At 59.5% G+C, this 22,617-nt stretch carries 23 protein-coding genes; 5 read left to right on the plus strand and 18 right to left on the minus strand.

Annotated features, from left to right (window positions below):
* Positions 1–229: 229 nt before the first annotated feature.
* From ybgF to ruvA, 13 genes are all read right to left on the minus strand, one after another.
* Positions 230–1,039 carry a tol-pal system protein YbgF gene (gene ybgF, locus QLG02_RS09870; RefSeq protein ID WP_024945827.1) on the minus strand — a complete coding sequence of 270 codons (810 nt, stop codon included), beginning with the start codon at positions 1,037–1,039 and terminating at the stop codon, positions 230–232.
* A gap of 158 nt (positions 1,040–1,197) precedes the next feature.
* Positions 1,198–1,722, minus strand: a complete 525-nt coding sequence (gene pal, locus QLG02_RS09875; RefSeq protein WP_005304908.1) for a peptidoglycan-associated lipoprotein Pal — start codon at positions 1,720–1,722, stop codon at positions 1,198–1,200.
* A 48-nt stretch (positions 1,723–1,770) separates the two neighbouring features.
* Positions 1,771–3,096: a Tol-Pal system beta propeller repeat protein TolB gene (gene tolB, locus QLG02_RS09880; RefSeq protein ID WP_011707363.1), complete on the minus strand. Its 1,326-nt coding sequence runs from the start codon at positions 3,094–3,096 to the stop codon at positions 1,771–1,773.
* A 94-nt stretch (positions 3,097–3,190) separates the two neighbouring features.
* Positions 3,191–4,378 carry a cell envelope integrity protein TolA gene (gene tolA, locus QLG02_RS09885; RefSeq protein WP_282465089.1) on the minus strand — a complete coding sequence of 396 codons (1,188 nt, stop codon included), beginning with the start codon at positions 4,376–4,378 and terminating at the stop codon, positions 3,191–3,193.
* A 5-nt stretch (positions 4,379–4,383) separates the two neighbouring features.
* Complete coding sequence (tolR, locus tag QLG02_RS09890) at positions 4,384–4,830, minus strand: protein TolR (protein ID WP_011707365.1); 447 nt, start codon at positions 4,828–4,830, stop codon at positions 4,384–4,386.
* On the minus strand, positions 4,830–5,519 hold the full coding sequence (gene tolQ / locus QLG02_RS09895) for a protein TolQ (RefSeq protein ID WP_011707366.1): 690 nt from the start codon (positions 5,517–5,519) through the stop codon (positions 4,830–4,832). The genes tolR and tolQ overlap by 1 nt, the downstream gene beginning before the upstream one ends.
* Positions 5,509–5,916 (minus strand): tol-pal system-associated acyl-CoA thioesterase, encoded by a 408-nt coding sequence (gene ybgC / locus QLG02_RS09900; RefSeq protein ID WP_011707367.1) that lies wholly within the window; start codon positions 5,914–5,916, stop codon positions 5,509–5,511. Before ybgC ends, tolQ begins: the two co-directional genes overlap by 11 nt.
* A 105-nt stretch (positions 5,917–6,021) precedes the next feature.
* Positions 6,022–6,333, minus strand: coding sequence for a cyd operon YbgE family protein (locus QLG02_RS09905; RefSeq protein WP_039213707.1), 312 nt, complete (start codon positions 6,331–6,333; stop codon positions 6,022–6,024).
* Positions 6,320–6,436 (minus strand): cytochrome bd-I oxidase subunit CydX, encoded by a 117-nt coding sequence (gene cydX / locus QLG02_RS09910; protein ID WP_005304933.1) that lies wholly within the window; start codon positions 6,434–6,436, stop codon positions 6,320–6,322. Before cydX ends, QLG02_RS09905 begins: the two co-directional genes overlap by 14 nt.
* Positions 6,437–6,450: 14 nt before the next feature.
* Positions 6,451–7,587: a cytochrome d ubiquinol oxidase subunit II gene (gene cydB, locus QLG02_RS09915; protein ID WP_011707369.1), complete on the minus strand. Its 1,137-nt coding sequence runs from the start codon at positions 7,585–7,587 to the stop codon at positions 6,451–6,453.
* A gap of 12 nt (positions 7,588–7,599) precedes the next feature.
* Positions 7,600–9,156 carry a cytochrome ubiquinol oxidase subunit I gene (gene cydA / locus QLG02_RS09920; protein WP_011707370.1) on the minus strand — a complete coding sequence of 519 codons (1,557 nt, stop codon included), beginning with the start codon at positions 9,154–9,156 and terminating at the stop codon, positions 7,600–7,602.
* Between the two features lie 936 nt (positions 9,157–10,092).
* Positions 10,093–11,103 (minus strand): Holliday junction branch migration DNA helicase RuvB, encoded by a 1,011-nt coding sequence (gene ruvB / locus QLG02_RS09925; protein ID WP_011707371.1) that lies wholly within the window; start codon positions 11,101–11,103, stop codon positions 10,093–10,095.
* An 8-nt stretch (positions 11,104–11,111) separates the two neighbouring features.
* Positions 11,112–11,726, minus strand: coding sequence for a Holliday junction branch migration protein RuvA (gene ruvA, locus QLG02_RS09930; RefSeq protein ID WP_016351960.1), 615 nt, complete (start codon positions 11,724–11,726; stop codon positions 11,112–11,114).
* A gap of 238 nt (positions 11,727–11,964) precedes the next feature.
* Between ruvA and QLG02_RS09935 the strand changes: the two genes are divergently transcribed.
* Entirely contained in the window at positions 11,965–13,974 is a 2,010-nt protein-coding gene (locus QLG02_RS09935; RefSeq protein ID WP_257686186.1) for a methyl-accepting chemotaxis protein, read from the plus strand.
* Positions 13,975–14,109: 135 nt separating this feature from the next.
* Entirely contained in the window at positions 14,110–15,834 is a 1,725-nt protein-coding gene (locus QLG02_RS09940; protein ID WP_282465090.1) for a proline--tRNA ligase, read from the plus strand.
* Between the two features lie 86 nt (positions 15,835–15,920).
* On the opposite strand, the gene QLG02_RS09945 is transcribed toward QLG02_RS09940, so the two are convergent.
* The 3 genes from QLG02_RS09945 to QLG02_RS09955 all read right to left on the minus strand — a co-directional run bounded on the left by QLG02_RS09945 (position 15,921) and on the right by QLG02_RS09955 (position 17,828).
* A complete protein-coding gene (locus QLG02_RS09945; RefSeq protein WP_011707375.1) occupies positions 15,921–16,598 on the minus strand; it encodes an SDR family oxidoreductase in 678 nt (225 codons plus the stop codon).
* A gap of 64 nt (positions 16,599–16,662) precedes the next feature.
* The gene (locus tag QLG02_RS09950) at positions 16,663–17,292 is read right to left on the minus strand and encodes a TIGR04219 family outer membrane beta-barrel protein (protein WP_011707376.1); all 630 of its coding nucleotides are present in this window, start codon (positions 17,290–17,292) and stop codon (positions 16,663–16,665) included.
* Positions 17,293–17,387: 95 nt separating this feature from the next.
* Positions 17,388–17,828 carry a copper chaperone PCu(A)C gene (locus QLG02_RS09955; protein ID WP_282465091.1) on the minus strand — a complete coding sequence of 147 codons (441 nt, stop codon included), beginning with the start codon at positions 17,826–17,828 and terminating at the stop codon, positions 17,388–17,390.
* An 89-nt stretch (positions 17,829–17,917) separates the two neighbouring features.
* Here QLG02_RS09955 and QLG02_RS09960 point away from each other — a divergent pair, with 89 nt between their 5' ends.
* Positions 17,918–18,667 carry an enoyl-CoA hydratase-related protein gene (locus QLG02_RS09960; protein WP_201355319.1) on the plus strand — a complete coding sequence of 250 codons (750 nt, stop codon included), beginning with the start codon at positions 17,918–17,920 and terminating at the stop codon, positions 18,665–18,667.
* Between the two features lie 3 nt (positions 18,668–18,670).
* Here the strand turns inward: QLG02_RS09960 and QLG02_RS09965 are convergent, their stop codons facing one another.
* Positions 18,671–19,099: a DUF2753 domain-containing protein gene (locus tag QLG02_RS09965; RefSeq protein ID WP_011707379.1), complete on the minus strand. Its 429-nt coding sequence runs from the start codon at positions 19,097–19,099 to the stop codon at positions 18,671–18,673.
* A gap of 290 nt (positions 19,100–19,389) precedes the next feature.
* On the opposite strand from QLG02_RS09965, the gene QLG02_RS09970 reads away from it, so the two are divergent.
* On the plus strand, positions 19,390–20,055 hold the full coding sequence (locus QLG02_RS09970; RefSeq protein ID WP_282465092.1) for a CatB-related O-acetyltransferase: 666 nt from the start codon (positions 19,390–19,392) through the stop codon (positions 20,053–20,055).
* 51 nt (positions 20,056–20,106) lie between these two features.
* Here the strand turns inward: QLG02_RS09970 and QLG02_RS09975 are convergent, their stop codons facing one another.
* Positions 20,107–20,814, minus strand: a complete 708-nt coding sequence (locus QLG02_RS09975) for a ParB-like protein (RefSeq protein ID WP_282465093.1) — start codon at positions 20,812–20,814, stop codon at positions 20,107–20,109.
* A 172-nt stretch (positions 20,815–20,986) separates the two neighbouring features.
* Between QLG02_RS09975 and QLG02_RS09980 the strand changes: the two genes are divergently transcribed.
* Entirely contained in the window at positions 20,987–22,591 is a 1,605-nt protein-coding gene (locus QLG02_RS09980) for an ABC transporter substrate-binding protein (protein WP_282465094.1), read from the plus strand.
* The last annotated feature ends 26 nt before the right edge of the window (positions 22,592–22,617 follow it).

Raw genomic sequence — 22,617 nt, forward strand, 5'->3', positions numbered from 1 at the left:
AACCAGCGACCAATTGATTAAAAGTCAACTGCTCTACCGACTGAGCTAACGACCCTCACCACGACCAGGACCGACTGCAATACTGCACCGGCTCTGACGGCGGCCTATATTACGGATTTATCATCCTGGCGCAATAGAAAAATCTTAAATTCAATCTGTTTGTTCATTGCGCATACAAAGCGGGGCTGTATTTACAAGACTGTTACGAAAACAGTGACATGCAGCAATGTTACAGCTTGCTCAAACTCTGCTTGGCCAGTTGGGCCGGCGAGGTGTTGGGATAGCCCTTGATCACCTGCTCATAGAAGTTCTTCGCTTCCGCCTTCTTGCCGTCAAGCTGTGCCAGCATGCCCAGCTTCAACAGCGCATCGGCTCGCTTGGGCGACTTGCTGAACTTGGTTGCCACCGTGGTGAACTGGGCAGCAGCGCCGGTCCGGTCACCCTTGTTGAACAACAGCTGACCCAGCCAGTAGTGGGCATTGGGGACATAGCTCGAGCTTGGATACTGTTTGATGAACCCTTCGAAGGCGGGAATGGCCTTGTCGTAGTTCTTCTCCTTGAGCACCATGTTCACGGCCGCATCGTAGGCCTGGTTCTCATTCAGGTTGGTCGAGTAGTTGGCCGCAGCAGCCGGTGTCGCGCTCGCAGCGGCGGCTGCCGGGGCTGCTGGTGTAGCAGCAGGCTGGCTGTTGGCCACCTTGTCGAGCTCCTGATAGAGCTGCCGCTGACGCTCTTGCGACTGTTCCATCTGGTAGGTCTGCTGTTCCAGCTGACCGCGCAGCTCGGAGACCTCCCCCTGCAGGGAGTCGACCTGCTGCTGCAATTCGGCTTGCAGCCGCAGACGGGCATTGAGGGTGCGCTCCAGCAGGGCAACCCTGTCTTCTAGGCTGCCGGTGGGCACGATGGCGCCGTTGTTGCCGCTAAGGACAACACCACCACCCGAGTCACCGCTCAGATCGCTGACGGGAGCCGCCGCCTGCGCATTCAGAGCAACCAATACGGCCAGCGCAACAACAGCTTGCTTGTACACAGATTTCATTCGGATCAAACCTTAGCGTTTAGGGCAAATAAAACGGCCAGCGCCATCGTCGCTCGCTTATGCAGATTTCATTCGGATCAAACCTTGGCGTTTAGTGCAAATAAAACGGCCATCGAAATGGCCGCTTGCATATAAACGAACTTTGTTCGGTTTAAACCTTAGTAAACCAGAACCGCACGGCGGTTTTTGGCAAAGGCATCCTCGGTGTGGGACATGTCCAGCGGCTTCTCTTCGCCATAGCTGACGATGGAGAGCTGCTCGGCCTGCACACCCAGGGTTTGCAGATACTTGGCAACGGCCTTGGCACGACGCTCGCCCAGGGCGATGTTGTACTCCGGAGTACCGCGCTCGTCGGCGTGACCTTCGATCAGGACTTTCACGCTCGGGCGCTCGCGCAGGTAGCTGGCGTGGGCATCCAGCAGATCAGCGTACTGACCCTGGATATCGTAACCGTCGAACGGGAAGTAGATCACGTTGTCACGTTGCAGCGCTTCGAACTTCTGACGCATCTGCTCTTCCGGGGACAACATGCCGTTGGCGCCGCCGGTTTGTACACCGCCCATGCCGTCGGTCATACCTGACTCAGCGCCAGCGGCGTCAGAATCAGAAGAAGAGCTACAAGCGGCCAGGGTGAACAGTGGCAGTGCGATGGCCAAACCCTTGAGCAGTTTATTGAGTTGCATGCTATTTCCTTAAACCTTATAACAAAACAAAAAACAATTGGATTTTTATCAATTCAAGAAGGGCGACCAAGCTGGTGCACGAATTTCACCGCTACTGGTCGGAAGCACAGCCTTGAAGCGACCATCAGTCGACACCAACGCGAGACTCTTACGACCCTGATAGATGGTGGCATAAATGATCATGCTGCCATTGGGAGCCACACTTGGCGACTCATCCAGCGCACTCTGGGTAAGGACCAGCAGGGCATTGTTTTCCATGTCCTGGCGGGCAATACGGTACTGCCCCTGAACACGAGTCACCATCACCATGATTTTGCCATCAGGAGTGATGGATGCGCCCTGGTTGGATTCACCTTCCCAAGTCATCCGGCGAGTCATACCAGTCGCCAAATTTACGCTATAAATCTGGGGTTTGCCACCACGTTCAGAGGTGAACAACAAATTTTGCCCGTCCGGCATCCAAGAGGGTTCGGTGTCGATCACCCGGCTGGTTGTGACGCGGGTCAGCTGCTTGCTAGCGACATCAACCACATAGAGGTTCGGCGAACCATCCTTGGAGAGAACGATAGCCAGACGGCGACCATCCGGAGACCACTCAGGCGCACCGTTGATCCCGCGGAAACTGGTGATCAGGCTGCGTTGCTGGGTGTAGATATCCTGCACGTAGATCTCGGACTTCTGGTTCTCGAAACTCACGTAGGCCAGCTTGCTGCCATCCGGCGACCAGGCCGGAGACATCAACGGCTCGCGGGAGCGCAGCAGGGTCTTCTCGTTGTAACCGTCGTAGTCAGCGATGCGCAGCTGATACGGGAACTGGGTGCCCTGCTGGACGGAGACATAAGCCAGGCGGGTCAGGAAGGCCCCACGCTCGCCGGTCAGACGCTCATAGACGATGTCGGAGATGCGGTGAGCGAACTGACGCATCTGGGCACCCGGGATGGTCGCCATACGGCTGTCCAGGATGTAGCCGTTGCTCTCGCCACCTTGTGCCTTGGCCAGCTGGCCCTTCAGCACGTCGACCAGCTCGAAGTTGATCTTGTAGGTACCGTCGCCGACAGCTGCAATGGAACCGACCACCACGGCCTCGACCCCTTGCGAAGCCCAGGGTGCGAAGTTGATTTCGCCGCTGGTGCTCGGCGTCTGCGGCATCTGGCCACGGGCCAGCGGCTTGAACTTGCCGCTGCGCATCAGGTCGTTGGAGACCACTTCCGCTATGTCCTGCGGCAGCTGGCCATTGCCTTCCCACTTGAAGGGGGCGACCGCAATGGGTCGGGCACTGTCGATACCGCCAGTGATGACGATGTCCAAGGCCGCCTGGGCGCTCTGGCCCAGCAACAAACAGCCAACCAAAGCAAAAAACACTTTTCTTATCATGGCTTAAATACTCGGTTCCAAAAAAATGAGAGATTAACTTCCTTTCTCGGCAAGATGCTGCCAACCACGCTACACGATTTACCTTACCCAGGCCTTAGATGCTCGGTTCCAACTTGAGGTTGAACTCCTTCAACATCTCGAACGCCGCAGGATCCTTCGGCACCGGCAGTTGGTTGGCCTTCAATACGGCCGCCTTGCCGGAACGACATACCGCCGGGTCACCCTGGCCGTTATCTACCGAGATGACAAAGCCAGTGCTCGCAAGACGTACGCCGATAGTACATGTTTTACCCCGCATGGTGGGATCCAAAATCATATATCGCTCAACAGTCGCCTTGATGAGTGCCGCGTATTTGTCGACCTCGCCCTGCGCTGCAGCAGATGCCGCCTGACTGCGGGCATTGGCCTCAGCCGCCAGCTGCTGCTGCATCATGTCTTCCATCTCTTTTTGCAGCTTGGCCTCCTCGGCCGCCTTGCGCTTGCGCTCTGCCGCGATCTTGGCCTGCTTGTCGGCCTCCGCCTTGGCTTTCTTCTCTGCGTCAGCTTTTGCCTTCTTGGCGGCCTCTTCCTTGGCCTCCTTGGCTTTCTTGTCGGCTTCGGCCTTGGCCTTTTTCTCGGCCTCCGCCTTGGCTTTCTTGTCCGCTTCGGCCTTGGCTTTCTTGTCCGCTTCGGCCTTGGCTTTCTTCTCAGCCTCCTGCTTGGCCTTCTTCTCGGCTTCCGCCTTCTTGGCTGCGTCCGCCTTGGCCTGCTTCTCTTCGGCCTCTTTCTTCTCTTGTTCCTTTTTCTTCTTCAGCGCCAGCGCCTTGCTCTCTTCTTCCGCGGCCTTGCGCTCGGCTTCCACCTTCTTGGCTTTCTGCTCTTCCAGCTTGCGGGCTTCCTCGGCCTTCTGGGCCTTCTCTTCCGCCTGCTTCTGCTCGGCTACCTTCTTCTGCTTTTCAGCCTCGGCCTTGCGGGTGGCCTCTTCGGCCTCCTTGCGCTTGGTCTCGGCGATACGCAGCCGCTCCTGCTGCTGGGCCAGCTCGCGCTTGGCGATGTCCGTGTCTTCCTTATCCTTCTCTTTCTCTACCTTCTGCGGCTTGGGCTGAGACTTCTGCTGCTGGATCTGCTTGGCCTGCTCGTTGAGGAAATTCTCGTCGAGCATGACGGCATTGACGATCTGCCCCTTCGACTCGGGTCGCTTCGGCTTGCTGAAATCGAGCCCGACAAACAGGATGATGCCGATGATCAGGTGCAGCAGAAGCGACGCGATGAGATAACCGGAAATACCACGCTTCACATCCATCTCCGTCAGTTCACCGGATCCGTCATCAGGCCGACCTGAGGCACACCCGCTTTCTTGAGGGCCACCATCAGCAGGATCACCTCTTCGTAGCGCACCGACTTGTCGCCGGCGACCACCACGGGGGCGTTCTGGTTGATGGCCAGATAGCCCATGGCCTTCTCGGTGATGTATTGCTGCATCGCCTCGGGAGTACCGGCAGGCACCGGCTCGTCATCGGCCTCACCGGCCTTGATGACGTACTCACCCTCGGTGTTGACGCTGACGATGAAGGGCGGCTTGGCATCTTCCGGCAACTGCTCGGATTCCGCCTGCGGCAGGTCAACCTTGACCCCTTGCGTGATCACGGGCGTCACCGCCATGAAGATGATAAGCAGCACCAGCATGACGTCGATATAGGGAACCACGTTGATCTCGGCCACCTTCTTGCGCCGGATCCGCTGATAGGTTTGCATTACTGATCACCCTGCTGCTGAGCAATTTGACGGTTCAGAATGGTGGTGAACTCGTCCATGAAGTTGGCGTAGGCGTTTTCCAGCCGCTCGACCTTGTTGGAGAAGCGGTTGTAGAAGATAACGGCCGGGATGGCGGCAAACAGACCCATGGCGGTGGCGATCAGCGCTTCCGCGATACCGGGTGCCACCATCTGCAGGGTGGCCTGCTGCACCTGACCCAGGGCGATAAAGGCGTTCATGATCCCCCAGACGGTACCAAACAGACCGATGTAGGGGCTGATGGAGCCGATGGTCGCCAGCACCGGCAGGTTGGATTCCAGTTCGTCTACGGCGCGGGAAAGGGAGACCCGCATGGCACGGTAAGTACCGTCCATCACCGCATCCTGACCACGAGCACCGGCCTTGAGCAGACGGGCGTACTCCTTGAAGCCGGAGTAGAAGATGTCTTCCATGCCTTCGATGTCGTCGCGACGGGAGGAGGACTCCTGGTAGAGACGGTTCAGATCGACCCCGGACCAGAATCTGTCTTCAAATTGCTCCGATGCGAGATTGGCTGCCTTGATGGCCTTGGAACGCTGGATGATCAGCGCCCAGGAGACTACCGACATACCCATCAGGGTCATCATGACCAGTTTTACCAGCAGGCTGGCTTGCCAAAACAGGCCAATAAACGAAATTTCAGCGTGCACTTAACAGCACTCCCTTCACATTTTCAGGTATTGCAACAGGTTTCATATGCGGATGACTGACACAGGCTATCTGTACCATGGCCTGGGTGATCAGTCGTCCATCAGCCGCCAGTATCCGTTGTGAAAAACGCATGGAGGCGCGTTTCACTTCAGTCACTTGCGTTAATACAGTCAAAAGCTCATTAAATCGGGCCGCCGAGCGGAAATCGATCTCTGTTCGACTCACCACAAACGCGAACCCGTCGCGCAGCATGACATCCTGTTCGATGCCGCCGCAGCGCAGGAACTCGGTGCGAGCACGTTCCATAAACTTGAGATAATTGGCGTTGTAGACGATGCCCCCGGCATCGGTGTCTTCGTAGTAGACCCGTACCGGAAACTCAGAGACTTCCCCCATAACAATCTGTGATCCATTCGACAGTCAGATGGGGGGCTATCATAGCGCAGGGCTGAATAGGAAAGAAGCAGGGGGAAGCAGGGAAATCCTGCCTCCCCCCGTTTTTTATGAAAGGAAATAGCCTTGGGTCAACCAGAGCCCATATAACAAACTGGGCCAGGCGAGCCAGGGGCAAAACAGCACACGACCGATGAGGCTGCGGGGATGAAATCCCAGCCCGTGCATGACGCCGCAACAGACCGCCCACATCAGCCAGGGCGCGAGCCAGAGCCCGTGCTCGCTGGTATTGGCGGCCACCAGGTTGGGAGCCTGTAAAATGGCGACGGCCAGCAGGGCCGCCGCCAACAGCATCAACCCCTGCCAGGGTTGGCGCTCCAAGGGAGCGGCCAACCGGGCGAGTCGATCACTTGTTCTCATCGATCTGACGATCCATGTTCTCGGTGTGCTCCAGCCAGAGCGCATTGATGATGCCGAATGCGCAAGCCAGCAACAGACCCAGGATCCAGGTGAAATACCACATATCAGGGCACCTTCTTAGTAGAGCGATTGTTGGTTGTCTTCGATGTGCTTGCTGGTCACCCGGCCGAACATCTTGATGTAGGTCCACAGGGTATAACCCAGCACAATCGGTACGAAGATGGCAGCCGCCACCGTCATCACCTTGAGGGTGTTGAAGGAGGCAGTGGCATCCCACATGGTCAGGCTCAGTGACGGCTCAAGACTGGAAGGCATCACGAACGGGAACATGGAGAAGCCTGCAGTCAGGATCACGCCGGCAACCGCCAGGGAGGAGGTAGTGAACGCCAGCCAGCCCTTGTTCAGTTTGGCGAACAGCGCGGTCAGCAGGCTCATGGCCAGACCCAGCACAGGTGCTGCAACCATCCAGGGATAGAGGCTGTAGTTGTTCATCCAGGCTCCGGCCTGACGCACCACTTCCTTGTTCATCGGATTGGAAACGGCATCGGTCGCGGCCGCCTTGACCACCACATAGCCTTCCATGCCACTGACCCAGAAACCGGCCAGACCGAACAGCACCAGAGTCAGCAGCGAGCAGATCATGGCGGCAGTGCGGGAGCGGGCCAGCACTTCACCGTCGGTCTTCATCATCAGCCAGGTCGCACCCTGAGTGACCAGCATGAACAGACTCACCAGGCCGGCCAGCAGGCCGAACGGATTGAGCAGACCGAAGAAGTTGCCGTGATAGGTCAGCATCATGAACTGGTTGAAGTCGAACGGTACGCCCTGCAGCAGGTTGCCGAATGCCACCCCGAACACGATAGGCGGTACAGCACTGCCGACGAACAGTGCCCAGTCCCAGTTGCTGCGCCACTTGGCGTCTTCACGCAGGGAACGGTACTTGAAGCCGACCGGGCGGAAGAACAGGGCCATCAGCGTCAGGATCATGGCGATGTAGAAGCCGGAGAAGGCTGCGGCATAGACCATGGGCCAGGCGGCAAACAGGGCACCACCGGCAGTCACCAGCCATACCTGGTTGCCTTCCCAGTGCGGGCCCATGGTGTTGAGCATCACCCGACGCTCGACATCCTTCTTGCCGACGAAGGGGAGCAGTGCACCCACCCCCATATCGAAGCCGTCGGTGATGGCGAAACCGATCAGCAAGACACCGACCAGCACCCACCAGACCAGACGCAACATTTCGTAATCAAACATGGGTTACTCTCCTTATGCCTTGCTCTGTTCGAAGTGGTACTTGCCCGTCTTCAGGCTGCTTGGGCCCAGACGTGCATACTTGAACATCAGGTACATCTCGATGATCAGCAGTACGGTATAGAACAGGCAGATCCCGATCAGGGAGAACCAGATCTCGGACGCCGGCACATTGGATGCAGAGACGGAGGTCGGCAGCACTTCGGCGATGGTCCAGGGCTGACGGCCATACTCAGCGACGAACCAGCCACACTCGATGGCGATCCAGGGCAAGGGGATACCGTACAGCAGCGCCTTGAGCAGCCACTTGCGCTCGCCGATCTTGTGACGGGTGCTGTCATAGAAGGCCAGACCGATCAGCAGCAGCATCAACATGCCGCAGGCAACCATGATGCGGAAGGCAAAGAACAGCGGCGCAACTTGCGGGATGGAGTCATCCACGGCAGCCTTGATCTGTTCGTCGGTGGCATCGGTGACGTTGTTGGTGTAACGCTTGAGCAGCAGACCGTAGCCCAGATCCTGCTTCACTTCATCGAAGCGGGCACGGGTATCGTCGGACTTGTCGCCGGATTGCAGCTTGGTCAGCAGGTCATAGGCGGTCATGCCGTTGCGCACGCGCAGCTCATGCTCGCTCTTCAGATCCTTGAGGCCGGTGACCTGACCATCCAGGGAACGGGTGGCGATGATGCCGAGCGCATAGGGGATCTTGATGGCGTAGTCGGTGCGCATCTCCTCCTGATTCGGAATGCCGAACAGGGTAAAAGAGGCAGGTGCCGGCTCGGTGTTCCACTCGGCCTCGATGGCCGCCAGTTTCACCTTCTGCACTTCACCGGTCTCGTAACCGGACTCGTCACCGAGGATCAGCACGGAGAGGATGGAAGCCATGCCGAAAGCGGCTGCGATGGCGAAGGAGCGACGGGCAAAGGCCACATCACGATTCTTCAGCAGGTAGTAGGAAGAGATACCCAGCACGAACATGGCGCCCGTGGTGTAGCCGGCCGCAACGGTATGCACGAACTTGACCTGGGCAACCGGGTTGAACACCAGCTCGGCGAAGCTCACCATCTCCATCCGCATGGATTCGAAGTTGAACTCGGCACCGACCGGGTTCTGCATCCAGCCGTTGGCCACCAGGATCCAGAGGGCGGAGAGGTTGGTCCCGAGTGCCATCAGCCAGGTCGCAGCCAGGTGCTGACGCTTGGAGAGGCGATCCCAACCGAAGAAGAACATACCGACGAAGGTGGATTCCAGGAAGAAGGCCATCAAGCCTTCGATGGCCAGCGGGGCCCCGAAGATATCGCCGACGTAGTGGGAGTAGTAAGCCCAGTTGGTACCGAACTGAAACTCCATGGTCAGCCCTGTGGTGACCCCAAGGGCAAAGTTGATACCAAACAACTTGCCCCAGAACTTGGTCATGTCCCGGTAGACAGGGTTGTTGGTCATCACATAGACAGACTCCATGATCGCCAGAATGAAGGCCATTCCGAGCGTCAGGGGCACAAACAGGAAGTGATAAAGGGCCGTCGCAGCGAATTGGAACCGCGATAGGTCTACCACATGCTCAGCAATCATGATGTTTCCTCACCGATTATTGGCACGGCTATTTTAAGTTTTAAGGACAAAGCTTCCGTTGGAAGTCCCCGAATTATCGGTCATGTTCCAGTTTTGCACTGACGACCGGATTCGACTGCCACCACATTAACAACAAGGCAATAATAGGGAACAAAAAAAGCTAATGTTTAACAATTACAAAACAATCCAGCTTGCTTTATTCCCGCCCATAATGACCTGCGTTTTATATCACCTTTATTTGATTGAAATCAATGTAAAACCATCATGAATACATGCCTTTTAAAGGCATTTTCACGACCGATGAGATTTATTTTAGAGAGCTGTGTCACAAAAAAACAAAGATCGCAAATCATTGATTTAAATCAAATTTATATTTATCACCAATTAGTAATGGTTCTGTTAAAAAACAACTGGCAAGGTCGTTTTCATAATGTTTCCTGTGGCTGTGCCGGGTCCGAATAAAACTAATTAAAAACCACTAAAAACGCATGTTCATGCTAATTCCACAAGCCGGCAAAATGATTAGTTAATCTAATCTGAGATAGGTAATTTTTCTTGTTTGTCCGAGTCCGATAGAGCTCCTACAATGCGCCTCGCAGTGAGGGCATACCCTTGGATACAGGCCGGTCAATCTGGGTTCCCGGTACGTATTCGATGAACATTTCGAACCTGTTTATTGGAATCAAAGATGAAAAAGTTTGTTGCTAAAACCATCCGTTACTACAAGCTTTCGTTCGTGCAGCTCTATCAAATGAACCGACTCTGAGGCCTCGCGACGGCTCCTCTGTTTTTTTACCGGTCTGTCTCCAGACGCACTCACTGTCTGTGAACATCCATCCTGAATTGTCTTTGCCCACCGCATCCGCAGTGGGCTTTTTTTTGCCCGGATAACAAAAAACCGCCTCTGGCGGCGGTTTTTTGTTCAATCAGCTATTTTCACCCTTCATCTGGCCGTTGCAGGCCAAAATGCGCATAAGCTCTTGGTGTCGCGATCCGCCCTCTGGGTGTACGTTGCAGATAGCCCTGCTGGATCAGATAAGGCTCGAGTACATCCTCGATAGTGTCCTTCTCCTCCCCGATGGCAGCCGCCAGGTTGTCGAGCCCCACCGGCCCGCCCAGAAACTTGTCTATCACAGCCAACAATAACTTGCGGTCCATGAAGTCGAAGCCTTCATTATCCACGTCCAGCATGTCCATGGCTCGGGCCGCTATGGGTCCATCAATGCGGCCGTCAGATTTCACCTGGGCAAAATCGCGCACCCGGCGCAACAAACGGTTAGCAATTCGCGGCGTACCGCGCGAACGACGCGCCACCTCCAGCGCACCGTCTTCCGTCATGTCGAGCCCGAGGCAACGGGCGCTGCGCGCGACGATGTCGGTCAGATCCTTGACGTTGTAGAACTCGAGCCGTTGCACTATGCCAAAACGATCCCGCAGCGGACTGGTGAGAGAGCCAGCCCGGGTAGTGGCACCGATCAGGGTGAAGGGGGGCAGATCGAGCTTGATGGAACGGGCGGCTGGCCCCTCCCCGATCATGATGTCGAGCTGGTAGTCCTCCATCGCCGGATAGAGCACCTCCTCCACCACCGGACTGAGGCGGTGGATCTCGTCGATGAACAGCACGTCGTTCGGTTCGAGGTTGGTGAGCAGCGCCGCCAGATCGCCGGCCTTCTCCAGCACCGGGCCGGAAGTGGTCTTGATGTTGACCCCCATCTCGTTGGCAACGATGTTGGCCAGCGTGGTCTTGCCAAGCCCCGGCGGGCCGAAGATCAACAGGTGATCGAGCGCCTCGCCACGCTGGCGCGCCGCCGCGATGAAGATCTCCATCTGCTCGCAGACGGGATCCTGACCGGTGTAATCGGCCAGCAGCTTGGGCCGGATGGCCCGATCGATGACTTCCTCTTCTCGCCCGCCGGAGGCGGAGATGAGACGATCCGCTTCAATCATTGTCTACCTCACACCAGGCTGCGCAGTGCTTCACGGATGATATCTTCCACCGACATGCCGTCGACAGCGACCTTGCTGACGATCTGGCTGGCCTGCTGCGGCTTGTAGCCAAGCGCCACCAGCGCGCTGGCCGCCTCTTCGCTCGAATCCGGCGCCCGCAGGGCACTCTCTCTGGCAGGCAGGGTGATCTCGGCCGGCGAGAAGAGATCGTGACTGACCCAGCCCTTGAGCCGGTCCTTCATCTCCACCACCAACCGCTCGGCGGTCTTCTTGCCCACTCCCGGCAACTTGACCAGGGAGCTTATCTCTTCGCGCTCGACGCTCAGCACGAACTGAGTGGCGGTCATGCCGGAGAGGATGGCCAGCGCCAGCTTGGGACCGACCCCGTTGGTCTTGATCAGCTCGCGAAACAGCGCCCGTTCCTGCTTGTGGTTGAAGCCATAGAGCAGCTGGGCATCTTCCCGCACCACGAAGTGGGTGTGGATGGTCGCCTCCTTGCCGATCTCGGGCAGATCATAGAAGCAGCTCATGGGCATCTGTACCTCATAGCCCACACCCCCGACCTCCAGCAGTACCTCGGGGGGTTGTTTCTCAATGACTACGCCTCTCAAGCGACCAATCACGGCAATCTCCTCACCAAACCAGCTATCTGTAAATTGGCTCATAGCATAAAGAATAACTGGATAAGTATCCAGCATAGGGCGGTGAGGATCGGGGCGGATTCTCGGCACGTTTGCCCGTTGCCAGCCATGCTTGGATCCGGGCATGGCAACAACTTTATTTTTCATCGGGAATGGCGAATCCCCGCCATTGATAAAACACTGAATTGGGTTTGTTCGGAGCCAAGGAAGGTCCTGCATCATGAAAATTGTCACCACATCGAATCTCGGGCTGACCATTCTGCTCAGCTGCACGCTGGGGATGGGCATCGTCGGCTGGTATGGCAGCCAGCGACTGGCAGATCTGCTCTCCTATGTACTGGGCGCCGCCTGGCAGACTGCCGACGGCGCCATGGAAGGGTCCATCGAGCTCGGCAACCAGTCGCTCTACATCCAGAAGATGCTCAGAGGCATGCCGCTCGACGAGCCGGAGCTGCAACGCGCCAGAGCGGCCACCGCCGATGCCATGCGCCGGGTGGGGGAAGGCCGGCTGATCGACGCTACCGCCATCGGCGCGATGGAGCAGCAGCATCTGGCCTATCAGCAGCAACAGGAGCAGTTGCTGGCACTCTATCAGGCCTTTACCAGCGTCGATCAGGCGCTGCGCACCAGCTCGGAGCGCATGTCCCGCCTCTCCACCCAGCTTGAGGTGGTGGGGGACGGCGCGGTCGAGAGCCTGACCCAGTCGCCGGATCAGGCCATCAGCTGGAATGGCGGTCTGGCTACCCGCTGGCATGCCGCCGATGGCGGCATGGAGGCCAACATCGGCTTCCTGCGCCAGCTCTATGCGCTGGAGAAGATGCAGAGCGAGGGGCCGACTCCCGCCATCCAGGCCGAGATGAAAGAGGCGACCCGCTTCTACCAGGAGGCGGTCGACGCCATGCTGGGCAGCGGCATGTTTGATATGCCCGGCGAAGGGGAATTTGCCGGCCAGTCGCTGGCAACCCAGTACCGCACCTTGCAAACCGAGGTGCAGCGGCTGATGGTGCAGTGGATGGCGGCACTGAGCGAGTATCAGGGTCAACTGGTCAACTATGAACGCAGCGCCGACCAGCTCAAGCAGCAACTGGTCGAGGTCGAAGCCAAGGGGGACGCCACGGTCGAAGATCAGGTGAACCAGCTCAACAGCATCATCAGCCACACCAAGAACCTGCTGCTGGGGGGGCTGCTGTTGAGCCTGCTGCTCGTGACCCTGTGCGGCTTCTGGCTGGTGCGCACCATCGTCAAACCCCTGCTGCAGGTCAATCAACGCATGCAGGATATCGCGGCAGGAGAAGGCGACCTCAACGCGCGGATCAATCTCAAGCGCGACGACGAGATTGGCTCGCTGGCCGGCAGCGTGGATCGCTTCATCGAGAAACTGCAGAAAATGATCAGCTCCACCATGGACAACAACCAGCACATCAGCGAGCACGTCCACACCTCGGTCAACCGGGTCGAGGCCATCAGCCAGAGCAGCCGCCAGACCGCCGAACACGCCCAGGCCCTGCACCACGACAGCGAGCAGATGGTCCAGGTCGCCACCTCCATCTCGGACAACTGCAGCCTGGCGGCGCAAAACGCCAACGAGGTGCGCCAGCTCACCGCCGAGAGCAGTCAATACGTGACCTCCGCCAGCAACGGCATGCAGCGAGTAGTGGTGGAAGTGGGCGAGTGCGCCAACGCCATCAACGCCCTCAAGGAGCAGGCCAGCCAGATTGGCCAGATCATCTCCACCATCAGCAGCATCTCGGAGCAGACCAACCTGCTGGCGCTCAACGCCGCCATCGAGGCGGCCCGGGCCGGCGAAATGGGGCGCGGCTTTGCCGTGGTGGCCGACGAGGTGCGTACCCTGGCCAATCGCACCGCCTCCTCCAGCGCCGAAATAACCGAGGTGATCAACAACATCCAGCAACAGACCGAGAAAGCCTATCTGATGATGCAGCGCAATCTGAAGACGGTGGAATCCGGCATGGAGGACTCCGACAACACCAGGCAGATCCTGTTCAAGGTGGAAGAGGCCATCGACCATCTGGCGGACATGGTGCAACAGGTGGCGGATGCCACCGGCCAGCTCTCCCATACCCTGAGCCACACATCGGACAAGGTCTCCGGCATCAGCCTGCAGGCCCAGACCGGCGAGCAGGAGGCGCAGGAGTGCCTGCAGCTCGCCTCCTCCCTGCATCAGGCCAGCCTGCTGCAACAGCGCCTGCTGTCGCAATTTCGAGTCTGACCAACGCGGGGGCGATGCCCCCGCTTTCTCCCGTCGTACGAATTTAGCCCTTGGGCCGCAGGGTCCGGCCTGTTAAAATTCCGCTCTTGAAATTATCCAGGGCCCAGCCGCCCGTCTTAGCTAAGGTCTACCGCGATGCGTACCAGCCAATATCTGCTTTCCACTCTCAAGGAAACCCCGTCCGATGCCGAGATCGTCAGCCACCAGCTGATGCTGCGCGCCGGCATGATCCGCAAACTGGCCTCCGGCATGTATGCCTGGCTGCCGTCCGGTCTGCGGGTTCTGAAAAAAATCGAGAACATTGTTCGCGAAGAGATGAACAATGCTGGTGCCATCGAAGTCTCCATGCCGGTGGTGCAGCCCGCCGAGCTGTGGCAGGAGTCCGGCCGCTGGGATGACTACGGTCCCGAGCTGTGCCGTCTGACCGACCGTCACAACCGTCCCTTCGTGCTGGGTCCGACCCACGAAGAGGTGATCACCTCGCTGGTGCGCTACGAAGTGAACAGCTACAAGCAGCTGCCGCTCAACCTCTACCAGATCCAGACCAAGTTCCGCGATGAAGTGCGTCCCCGCTTCGGCGTGATGCGTGGTCGCGAATTCCTGATGAAGGACGCCTACTCCTTCCACATCGACAAGGCTTCGCTGATCGAAACCTACGAGCGGATGCACGCCGCCTACTGCGCCGCCTTCACCCGCATGGGGCTGAACTTCCGTCCGGTGCAGGCCGATACCGGCTCCATCGGTGGTACCGGCTCCCACGAATTCCAGGTGCTGGCCGAGAGCGGTGAAGATCTGATCGCCTTCTCCGATACATCAGATTACGCCGCCAACATCGAGATGGCCGAAGCGCTGGCACCGGCTGGCGAGCGCCCTGCCGCCACCGCGGCCCTGACCAAGGTCGCCACTCCGGCCGTCCACACCATCATTGATGTGGCCGCCTTCCTGAACGTGGCGCCGAGCGCCATCGCCAAGACCCTGCTGGTGCTGGGCGAAGAGGACGAGCACGGCAAACAGGCCGTCATCGCGCTGGTTCTGCGTGGCGATCACGAGCTGAACGAAATCAAGGCCGAGAAACTGCCGGGTGTTGCCAACCCGCTGACCTTCGCCAACGACGAGCAGATCAAGGCTGCTGCCGGTTGCGACGCAGGCTCCATCGGCCCGGTCGGCTTTGCCGGTCGCATCATCGCCGATCGCAGCGCCGCCCATCTGGCGGACTTCGTCTGTGGCGCCAACGAGACCGGCTTCCACCTGACCGGTGCCAACTGGGATCGCGACATCGCTACCTATGAAGTGGCCGACCTGCGCAACGTGGTAGAAGGCGACCCGAGCCCGTGCGGCCAGGGCAAGCTGCTGCTCAAGCGCGGCATCGAAGTGGGCCATATCTTCCAGCTGGGTACCAAGTACTCCGAAGCCATGAAGGCGAGCGTGCTGAACGAGGGCGGCAAGTCCGTCACCATGGAGATGGGTTGCTACGGTATTGGGGTTTCCCGCTTGGTGGCTGCCGCCATCGAGCAGAACAACGACCAGTACGGCATCATCTGGCCGGAAGCCATCGCCCCGTTCGAAGTGGCCATCGTGCCGATGAACATGCACAAATCCGAGCGTGTGGCCGAGCAGGCTCAGCAGTTCTACACCGAGCTGAAGGCCGCCGGTGTGGATGTGCTGTTCGATGACCGTAAAGAGCGCCCGGGCGTGATGTTCGCCGACATGGAGCTGCTGGGTGTACCGCATGCCATCGTCATCGGCGATCGCGGTCTGGACAACGGCGTGGTGGAATACAAGTGCCGCCGCACCGGCGAGAAGCAGGAAGTGGCGATCAGCGAGATCGTTGCCCTGCTCAAGGCCAAGCTGGGCCGTTAATTACGCCCCCTAGCCCCCATAAAAAAGCGCGCCATTTGGCGCGCTTTTTGTTTTCTGCCGCAGGGCAGAGGCGAGACTGGCCGCAGCTAGTTGCGACCGATGAAGAGATCGGTCACATGGCAGCTGCTTCTGGCTTCCAGCGCATCCAGCATGTAGGCGGCGGCGTCTTCCGGGGTCATGAAGCCGCTGCTGTCCACGTGATCCGAGTTGTCCCAGAATTCACTGCGGATCCCGCTCGGATAGAGGTTCACCAGCCGCAGCGGCGAGCCTTTCAGCTCGGCCCGCAACGACTCCAGAAAACCGCGCATGCCCCACTTGGAGGCGCAGTAGAGGCTCTCGTTGGCCTTGCCCACCTGGGCGGCGGAGGAGAGCACGTTGGCCAGCACGCCGCCCTTGTCGCCGATGAGGCGCACCGTCTGCTGGGCCACCAGAATGGTGGAGATGAGATTGCTCTCCACCACCCGGCGGATCTGCTCGGCGGTATAGACGCCGACCGGGCCGAATTCACCCACGCCGGCGCAGTGCAGCACCAGCTCGGGCAGGCCGCCCCACTCCACCGCGGCGGCAAATGCCACGTCCACTTCCTCGTGGTGTGCCAGATCGGCGGCGATACCGATCACCGCCTTGCCAAGCAACTCCTCCTGCTCCTGCAGCCTCTGATAACGACGCCCCATCATGGAGACCTGATGACCGCGTTCAACCAGACCTATGGTGAGCGCGCGGCCCAGACCGGACCCCGCCCCCGTCACTATGATATGACCCATGCTCTTTCCTCGTCGGATGCCGCCATCGGGATGATGGGGACATCGTCATCAGCCGTTGCCGGAATTAGAAGGTGAATTCGCCACCGATGAACCAGCCGTCGACCCGCTGGTCAACGCGATCGAAGTCCATGCTCGCATCACGCCAGCCGGCACGCACCTTGAGCGGTACGGTCGCGAACTTGTAGGAACCACCCAGACGGTAGTCATAGTTGTCGGCATCCTGCACGCGGGCATCGCCGAAGGCGGCAAAGCCGGTACCCGGGATGCGCACTTCGGCGCCGGTGTAGGCCATCAGCACGTCCTTGTCATAGGAGTAGTGCTGGGTGTTGAAATCACCGTCGTAGCGACGACCGGTCAGGCCCAGATCGATCTGGAACAGGTCGTTGTTGAACAGGCGATAGTAGAGGCTCAAGTCATAAGCCATCAGATCGTTGTTGAGGGCGCCGCCGCTGGTACCGAAATCGGAGATCTCGAACTTGGCGTTGGGCAGCAGGATGATGCCGTGCTCCAGTTGCAGGTAGCCGCTCCAGTTGTAGTTCTCGTCGTAGCTGCCGTTGGCCCCGACACCGTTGATCTGGCCGCTGCCCTGAGCATTCCATACATCGGTACCGGCAGCGAAACGCCAGTCATCGGCAGCCATGGCAGCCTGGCTGAACAGGGCCAGTACGCAACCGGCAATCAAGGTCTTCTTCATCACGTCACTCTCTATCTATGGACTGGAAAGGCCATCATTTTACCCAGTGCGACGGGAATACACAGTGTAAAAAACTGAACAAGCGTCCATTAATGTCAGTGCTGCATGCCGGCCATGGGTTCAATCGGCTTCACCGGCAGGTTCAACTCCAGCTTCTGACCATCATCCATGGTCAATGTCAGCGGGAAAGGGGTGCCCTGGAAGAGCTCGCGCACCTCGAACAGCATGATGTGAAAGCTGCCGGGTTTGAGCGCCACTTCACCCTTGGCCGGCACCTCTATGCTCTCTACCTGGCGCATCTTCATCACGCCGTTCTCGTGCAGATGGGTGTGCAGCTCGGCGCGGCCCACCTCGGGCGAGGCGGCAGCCACCAGCTTGACCGGCTGATCGGCATCATTCTTCAGCACCAGAAAGGCGGCGGTGTTGGGCGAGCCCGGCGGCAGCAGGCGCACATAGCCGTCGACGGCCTCGACCTTGGCCAGGGCGGGAGCAGCCAGCCCCAGGGCCAGCAGGGAATAGAACGCACGTTTAAACATGGTTGAAATCCTTTTATGATGTTGTTAAACGCAGCAAAGATTACCGCAGCGGTAAGCTTTTGACAGCCAGCAATAACAAGGATTTAGACATGGACCCCATTATCATTGTCGAGCAGCAGGATGGCTTGCTCACCCTGACCCTCAATCGTCCCGACAAGCGCAATGCCCTCAATACCGCCATGTATCGTGCGCTCACCGACGCCTTGCGACAAGCGACGGAAGATGACGCCATCCATGCCCTGCTCATCCAGGGACAGAGCGACTGCTTTACCGCCGGCAATGATCTGGCCGACTTCGTGGGGAAAGAGACCCTGGAGGCCGACGATCCCATCTTGCAGTTCCTCCACACCCTGGCCGACTTCCCGAAACCGGTGATCGCCGCGGTCGGCGGTGCGGCGGTGGGGATTGGCACCACCCTGCTGCTGCACTGCGATCTGGTCTATCTGGCCGACAATGCCCGCCTGCAACTGCCCTTCGTCGAGCTGGGGCTGGTGCCGGAGTTTGCCTCCAGCCTGCTGCTGCCGCGCAGCGTGGGTCACTTGAAGGCGGCGGAGCTGTTGCTGCTGGCCGAAGCCATCGATGCCGACGAGGCACTGCGGCTGGGGCTCGCCAACCGGATGCTGGCGGCCGAAGCGCTGCTCCCCTTTGCCCGGGAGCAGGGTTTGAAACTGGCGGCCAAGGCGCCGAAGGCACTGCAAAAGAGCAAGGCGCTGCTCAAGCAGGAGCTCAGGCAGGCGGTGCACTTCGTCATCGATCTGGAGGCGCGCGCCTTCTCCCTCGCCCTGCAGGGGGAAGAGGCACAAACGCGGATCGCCCAGCGCCTCAAAGGCCGTAAATGATCCTCAGTTGAGGCGAAAACGACCGATCAGCTCGCAGCCCTGCACCTGATCCTGCAGCTGGATCAAGCGGGCGATGTCGGGATTGGGGTGGCGCTTGAGGAAAGAGAGCAGCGCCGCCCGACAGCAACCCAGTTCGCTGATGAGGGATTCGCACTCCTGGTTCGGACACTGGGGCACCAACGCCGTCACCAGCTCGGAGGCCAGCTTGAGGTAGCGCAGCTCGTAGGCCGGCTCCTCCATGGCGCGCCAGAAATCGGCCAGCCGGTGGCAGGTCGCCACCCGCATGCTGGCCAACTCGTCCAGCTCACCGTCACTCAGTTCGTATACCTCGGCGAGGGCCTGCTGATAGAGGCAGATGGCGGTGCCGAGCGCGCCCGCGCCCAGTGCGTTTTCAGCCTCCAGCATGTAACGCTGCCAGATTTGATGGGTCATGCCGATCTCCCAAGTTGATGGGTGGGACTTTTATCATGCCCAGTTGAGAATGAATATCAACCCGATATTTCGTGCAGGTTTTGACCAGATAACGATGCTTGGCTTGGCCCCCATCCCCATATGACTTACCATGCCGATCCACCCTTCAGGACCCGCACTCTCCATGCTGCGACCCCGTTTACCCCAGGATCTGGGCTGCTCGACCCTGTGCGTGCCCCGCCTGCTGGTCTGGATCTATTAGCTGCGCTCCTCGCGTCATCCACCCTATCCATTTGAACGAGGAGACAACCATGAAACCCTGCCAACACTGGTCGCAGGTCGAGTATCTGCACCTGACGGTGAGCAACCCCAATATCCACCTGAAGGGGCGCCACAGCTACTACTCCGGCGCCTGGGATGGTCCGTTTGAAGAGGCCGTCGTGCGCTATCTGCACGGCGACAGCTTCAGCCGCAGCCCAGAGACCGGCTGGGAGCCGCTCTGGCACATCGATCAGCTCCATATCGGCGACTATGTGCAAATAGCCGCCGGGGTGAAGATCCTGATGGGCGGCAACCACACCCACAATGCCGACTTCATCAGCACCTATCCGTTTGCCGATCTCGATGCCCTCCAGCGCAGCTATCGCCCTGCCGGCGACACCCGCATCGGCAACGACGTCTGGATCGGCATGGACGCCATGATCATGCCGGGAGTCACCCTCGGCGACGGCGCCATCATAGCGGCGCGCGCCCTGGTCAATCAGGATGTGCCGCCCTATGCCATGGTGGCCGGCACGCCGGCCAAGGTTATCAGGATGCGCTTTGCTGAGGAGGAGATCACCCGCTTGCAGGCGCTGGCCTGGTGGGAGTGGCCGGATGCCCAGGTGCAGGCCTTGCTGCCGCTGATCCAGCAAGGCGAAGTGGCCCTGCTGGAACAGGCCGCCACGCACTGGCAGCAGGCCCGACAACCCTCATGACGAAGCGGGGGGCATAGGCCCCCCGCAATTGCTTTGATAGCGGCTATCCCCTCAGTTGCCGCTGCGCGACTGATTGACCCGGCACTGCTTGCCCGGATAACCGGGCAGATCCGCCGCCTTGCTGCTACATGCCAGCCGCTTGGCCTGATAGAGGCGATCCGCCAGATTGGCGCTGTCGACCGGCAACCAGTCCATCTGCTGGCCGAGCCAGCTGGCCCAGGCAAACTCGACGAAGTAGACCTGCTCCCGCTTGTCGAAATAGCCCGCATCCTGCAGCAGCCCGGCCACCGTCCGGTAGGGGTAATCCGGTAGTTCGCCGATGTGGGCCGGCAGTTGCTGCGGCGTCAGTGCGCCGCCCTTTTCATCCTTGAGCCAGGCCCAGTGATTGCACTGCATCTGGCTCCAGAAGTTCTCCTTGTCCTGCAACCTGGCGATCACCTTGACCCGCACCTGCTTCACGCCAGACTGCCACAGCGCCTTGGTCAGATGGTGCCTGTCCACCAGCCAGTAACCGCCATCGGGCGCAATGACGATGGGGATCTCTTTCTTTTTCATCAACTTGTCGAGCTGCTTTACACTCTTGCCCGCCAGCTCGGCCTGGGTGTTGTCGACCTGGATCTGGCCCACGCCGCCCTGGGTCGGATGCAGCTGATCTATGTTCACCTCGCACCAGCTGCCAACCTGGCTCTCGCGCTCACACGGCGCCAAGGCCCAGGCCCCCTGACTGATGGCCAGGGCCAACAGGATCCATGTTCTCATTGCTCACTCCTCTGCCCGAATGGCGGGTCAAATAAGATGCCGGGGAGTCCCCTCATCCAAGGGACTCATACTGGCGGTCTGACCAGCAAACGGGATATCATGATTTCCCGTCTGTCGGCGATCACTTCTCGCCGAGTTTTCACCCCGCTTCACACTATTTGAAGGATCAACCATGAAAGGATGGAGTCCCCTGCTGGCCCTGCTGGGCTGTGCCTGTGTCCAGGCTGCCGATGTTCCACCCGGCACCCAGCTCGCCACCGAACAGGCCGTCGTGCGTCATCTGAAAGACGAGCCGGCGAGCCTGAGCCCGCTCAAGCTGGTCGGCCTGCCCGAGTTGCAGGTACTGCGGGATCTCTACGAGGGGCTGCTGACCCAGGGACCGGACGGCAAGGTGCAGCCCGGGGTAGCCGCCAGCTGGGACAACCAGGGCAATCAGCGCTTCACCTTCCATCTGCGACCGGATGCCCGCTGGTCCAACGGCGATCCCGTGCAGGCCGCCGACTTCATCTACGGCTGGCGCAAACTGGTCGATCCCAAAGAGGCCGCCACCTTTGCCTGGTTCGCCCAGCTGGCCCGCTTCGACAAGGTGGATGAGATCGTGGCCGGCAAGCTGCCCCCCGCAGAACTCGGGGTGAAGGCCCTCGATGAGCATACCCTGCAGGTGACCCTCTCCCAGCCAGTGCCCTACTTCCTGAGCCTGCTGACCCACCCCAGCCTGTCGCCGCTGCATCGCGCCAGCATGGAGCAATACGGCAACCAGTGGACCCAGCCCGGCAAGCTGGTCGGCAACGGCGCCTTCGTGCTGAGTCACCGGGTGGTGAACGAGAAGCTGGAGCTGACTCCCAACCCCTACTACTGGGATCGCGCCCATACCGTGCTGACCAAGGTCACCTTCGTGCCCATCAACCAGGAGAGCGCGGCCACCAACCGCTACCTGGCCGGCGACCTGCACATCACCGAATCCTTCCCCAAGGAGCAGTATCACAAGTTGATGCAGCAGATCCCGGGCGAGGTCTATACCCCGGATCAGCTCGGCACCTACTACTACGCCTTCAATACCCAGCGCGCCCCCCTCAACGACGTGCGGGTGCGCAAGGCGCTCTCCTACACCATCGACCGTGGCCTCATCGCCAGCAAGATCCTGGGCACCGGAGAAAAACCCGCCTATCACTTCACCCCGGACGTGGTTGCCGGCTTCGAGCCCAAGGCCAACCTGCTCTCCAGCAGCAGTCAGCAGGAGCTGGACGACAAGGCCAGAACCCTGCTCAAAGAAGCGGGCTATGGCCCGGCCAACCCGCTCAAGCTGACCCTGCTCTACAACACGGCCGAGGTACACAAGAAGATGGCGCTGGCCATCGCCAACCTGTGGAAACAAAAGCTGGGAGCCCGGGTCGAGCTCACCAATCAGGAGTGGAAAACCTATCTCGACAGCCGCCAGAGCGGCCAGTTCGAGGTGATCCGCTCCTCCTGGGTGGCCGACTACAACGACCCGTCCGCCTTCCTCGGCCTGTGGGGCTCCCACCACAGCGGCAACATGGCCCGCTTCGCCAACGCCGGCTACGATGCCCTGCTGGCCAAGGCTGCCAACAGCCAGGATCCCCGTGAACGGGCCCGTCTGTTCGATGAGGCCGAAACCATACTGCAGGACGAGGCGCCCATCGCCCCCATCTATCAGTACACCAACGCCCGGCTGATCAAGCCCTGGCTCAAGGGCTATCCCATCAACAATCCGGAAGACGTGGCCTACAGCCGCCAGCTCTACCTCGTCAAACACTGACCCTGTGGGGGGGGGGGGGGGGGGGG

This window comes from Aeromonas sp. V90_14 (genome assembly GCF_029967615.1).
Taxonomy (GTDB): domain Bacteria; phylum Pseudomonadota; class Gammaproteobacteria; order Enterobacterales; family Aeromonadaceae; genus Aeromonas; species Aeromonas hydrophila.

Excerpts from the sequence above, each read along its gene's own strand:
- QLG02_RS09940 (WP_282465090.1), top strand. The coding sequence starts at position 14,110 with ATGCGTACCAGCCAATATCTGCTTTCCACTCTCAAGGAAACCCCGTCC.
- cydB (WP_011707369.1), bottom strand. The coding sequence starts at position 7,587 with ATGTTTGATTACGAAATGTTGCGTCTGGTCTGGTGGGTGCTGGTCGGT.
- ybgC (WP_011707367.1), bottom strand. The coding sequence starts at position 5,916 with ATGGGGGAAGTCTCTGAGTTTCCGGTACGGGTCTACTACGAAGACACC.
- QLG02_RS09945 (WP_011707375.1), bottom strand. The coding sequence starts at position 16,598 with ATGGGTCATATCATAGTGACGGGGGCGGGGTCCGGTCTGGGCCGCGCG.
- cydX (WP_005304933.1), bottom strand. The coding sequence starts at position 6,436 with ATGTGGTATTTCACCTGGATCCTGGGTCTGTTGCTGGCTTGCGCATTC.
- QLG02_RS09950 (WP_011707376.1), bottom strand. The coding sequence starts at position 17,292 with ATGAAGAAGACCTTGATTGCCGGTTGCGTACTGGCCCTGTTCAGCCAG.
- QLG02_RS09970 (WP_282465092.1), top strand. The coding sequence starts at position 19,390 with ATGAAACCCTGCCAACACTGGTCGCAGGTCGAGTATCTGCACCTGACG.
- QLG02_RS09975 (WP_282465093.1), bottom strand. The coding sequence starts at position 20,814 with ATGAGAACATGGATCCTGTTGGCCCTGGCCATCAGTCAGGGGGCCTGG.
- tolB (WP_011707363.1), bottom strand. The coding sequence starts at position 3,096 with ATGATAAGAAAAGTGTTTTTTGCTTTGGTTGGCTGTTTGTTGCTGGGC.
- QLG02_RS09955 (WP_282465091.1), bottom strand. The coding sequence starts at position 17,828 with ATGTTTAAACGTGCGTTCTATTCCCTGCTGGCCCTGGGGCTGGCTGCT.
- QLG02_RS09980 (WP_282465094.1), top strand. The coding sequence starts at position 20,987 with ATGAAAGGATGGAGTCCCCTGCTGGCCCTGCTGGGCTGTGCCTGTGTC.
- cydA (WP_011707370.1), bottom strand. The coding sequence starts at position 9,156 with ATGATTGCTGAGCATGTGGTAGACCTATCGCGGTTCCAATTCGCTGCG.
- QLG02_RS09965 (WP_011707379.1), bottom strand. The coding sequence starts at position 19,099 with ATGACCCATCAAATCTGGCAGCGTTACATGCTGGAGGCTGAAAACGCA.
- QLG02_RS09960 (WP_201355319.1), top strand. The coding sequence starts at position 17,918 with ATGGACCCCATTATCATTGTCGAGCAGCAGGATGGCTTGCTCACCCTG.
- tolR (WP_011707365.1), bottom strand. The coding sequence starts at position 4,830 with ATGCAAACCTATCAGCGGATCCGGCGCAAGAAGGTGGCCGAGATCAAC.
- ybgF (WP_024945827.1), bottom strand. The coding sequence starts at position 1,039 with ATGAAATCTGTGTACAAGCAAGCTGTTGTTGCGCTGGCCGTATTGGTT.
- tolA (WP_282465089.1), bottom strand. The coding sequence starts at position 4,378 with ATGGATGTGAAGCGTGGTATTTCCGGTTATCTCATCGCGTCGCTTCTG.
- QLG02_RS09905 (WP_039213707.1), bottom strand. The coding sequence starts at position 6,333 with ATGAGAACAAGTGATCGACTCGCCCGGTTGGCCGCTCCCTTGGAGCGC.
- QLG02_RS09935 (WP_257686186.1), top strand. The coding sequence starts at position 11,965 with ATGAAAATTGTCACCACATCGAATCTCGGGCTGACCATTCTGCTCAGC.
- ruvB (WP_011707371.1), bottom strand. The coding sequence starts at position 11,103 with ATGATTGAAGCGGATCGTCTCATCTCCGCCTCCGGCGGGCGAGAAGAG.
- pal (WP_005304908.1), bottom strand. The coding sequence starts at position 1,722 with ATGCAACTCAATAAACTGCTCAAGGGTTTGGCCATCGCACTGCCACTG.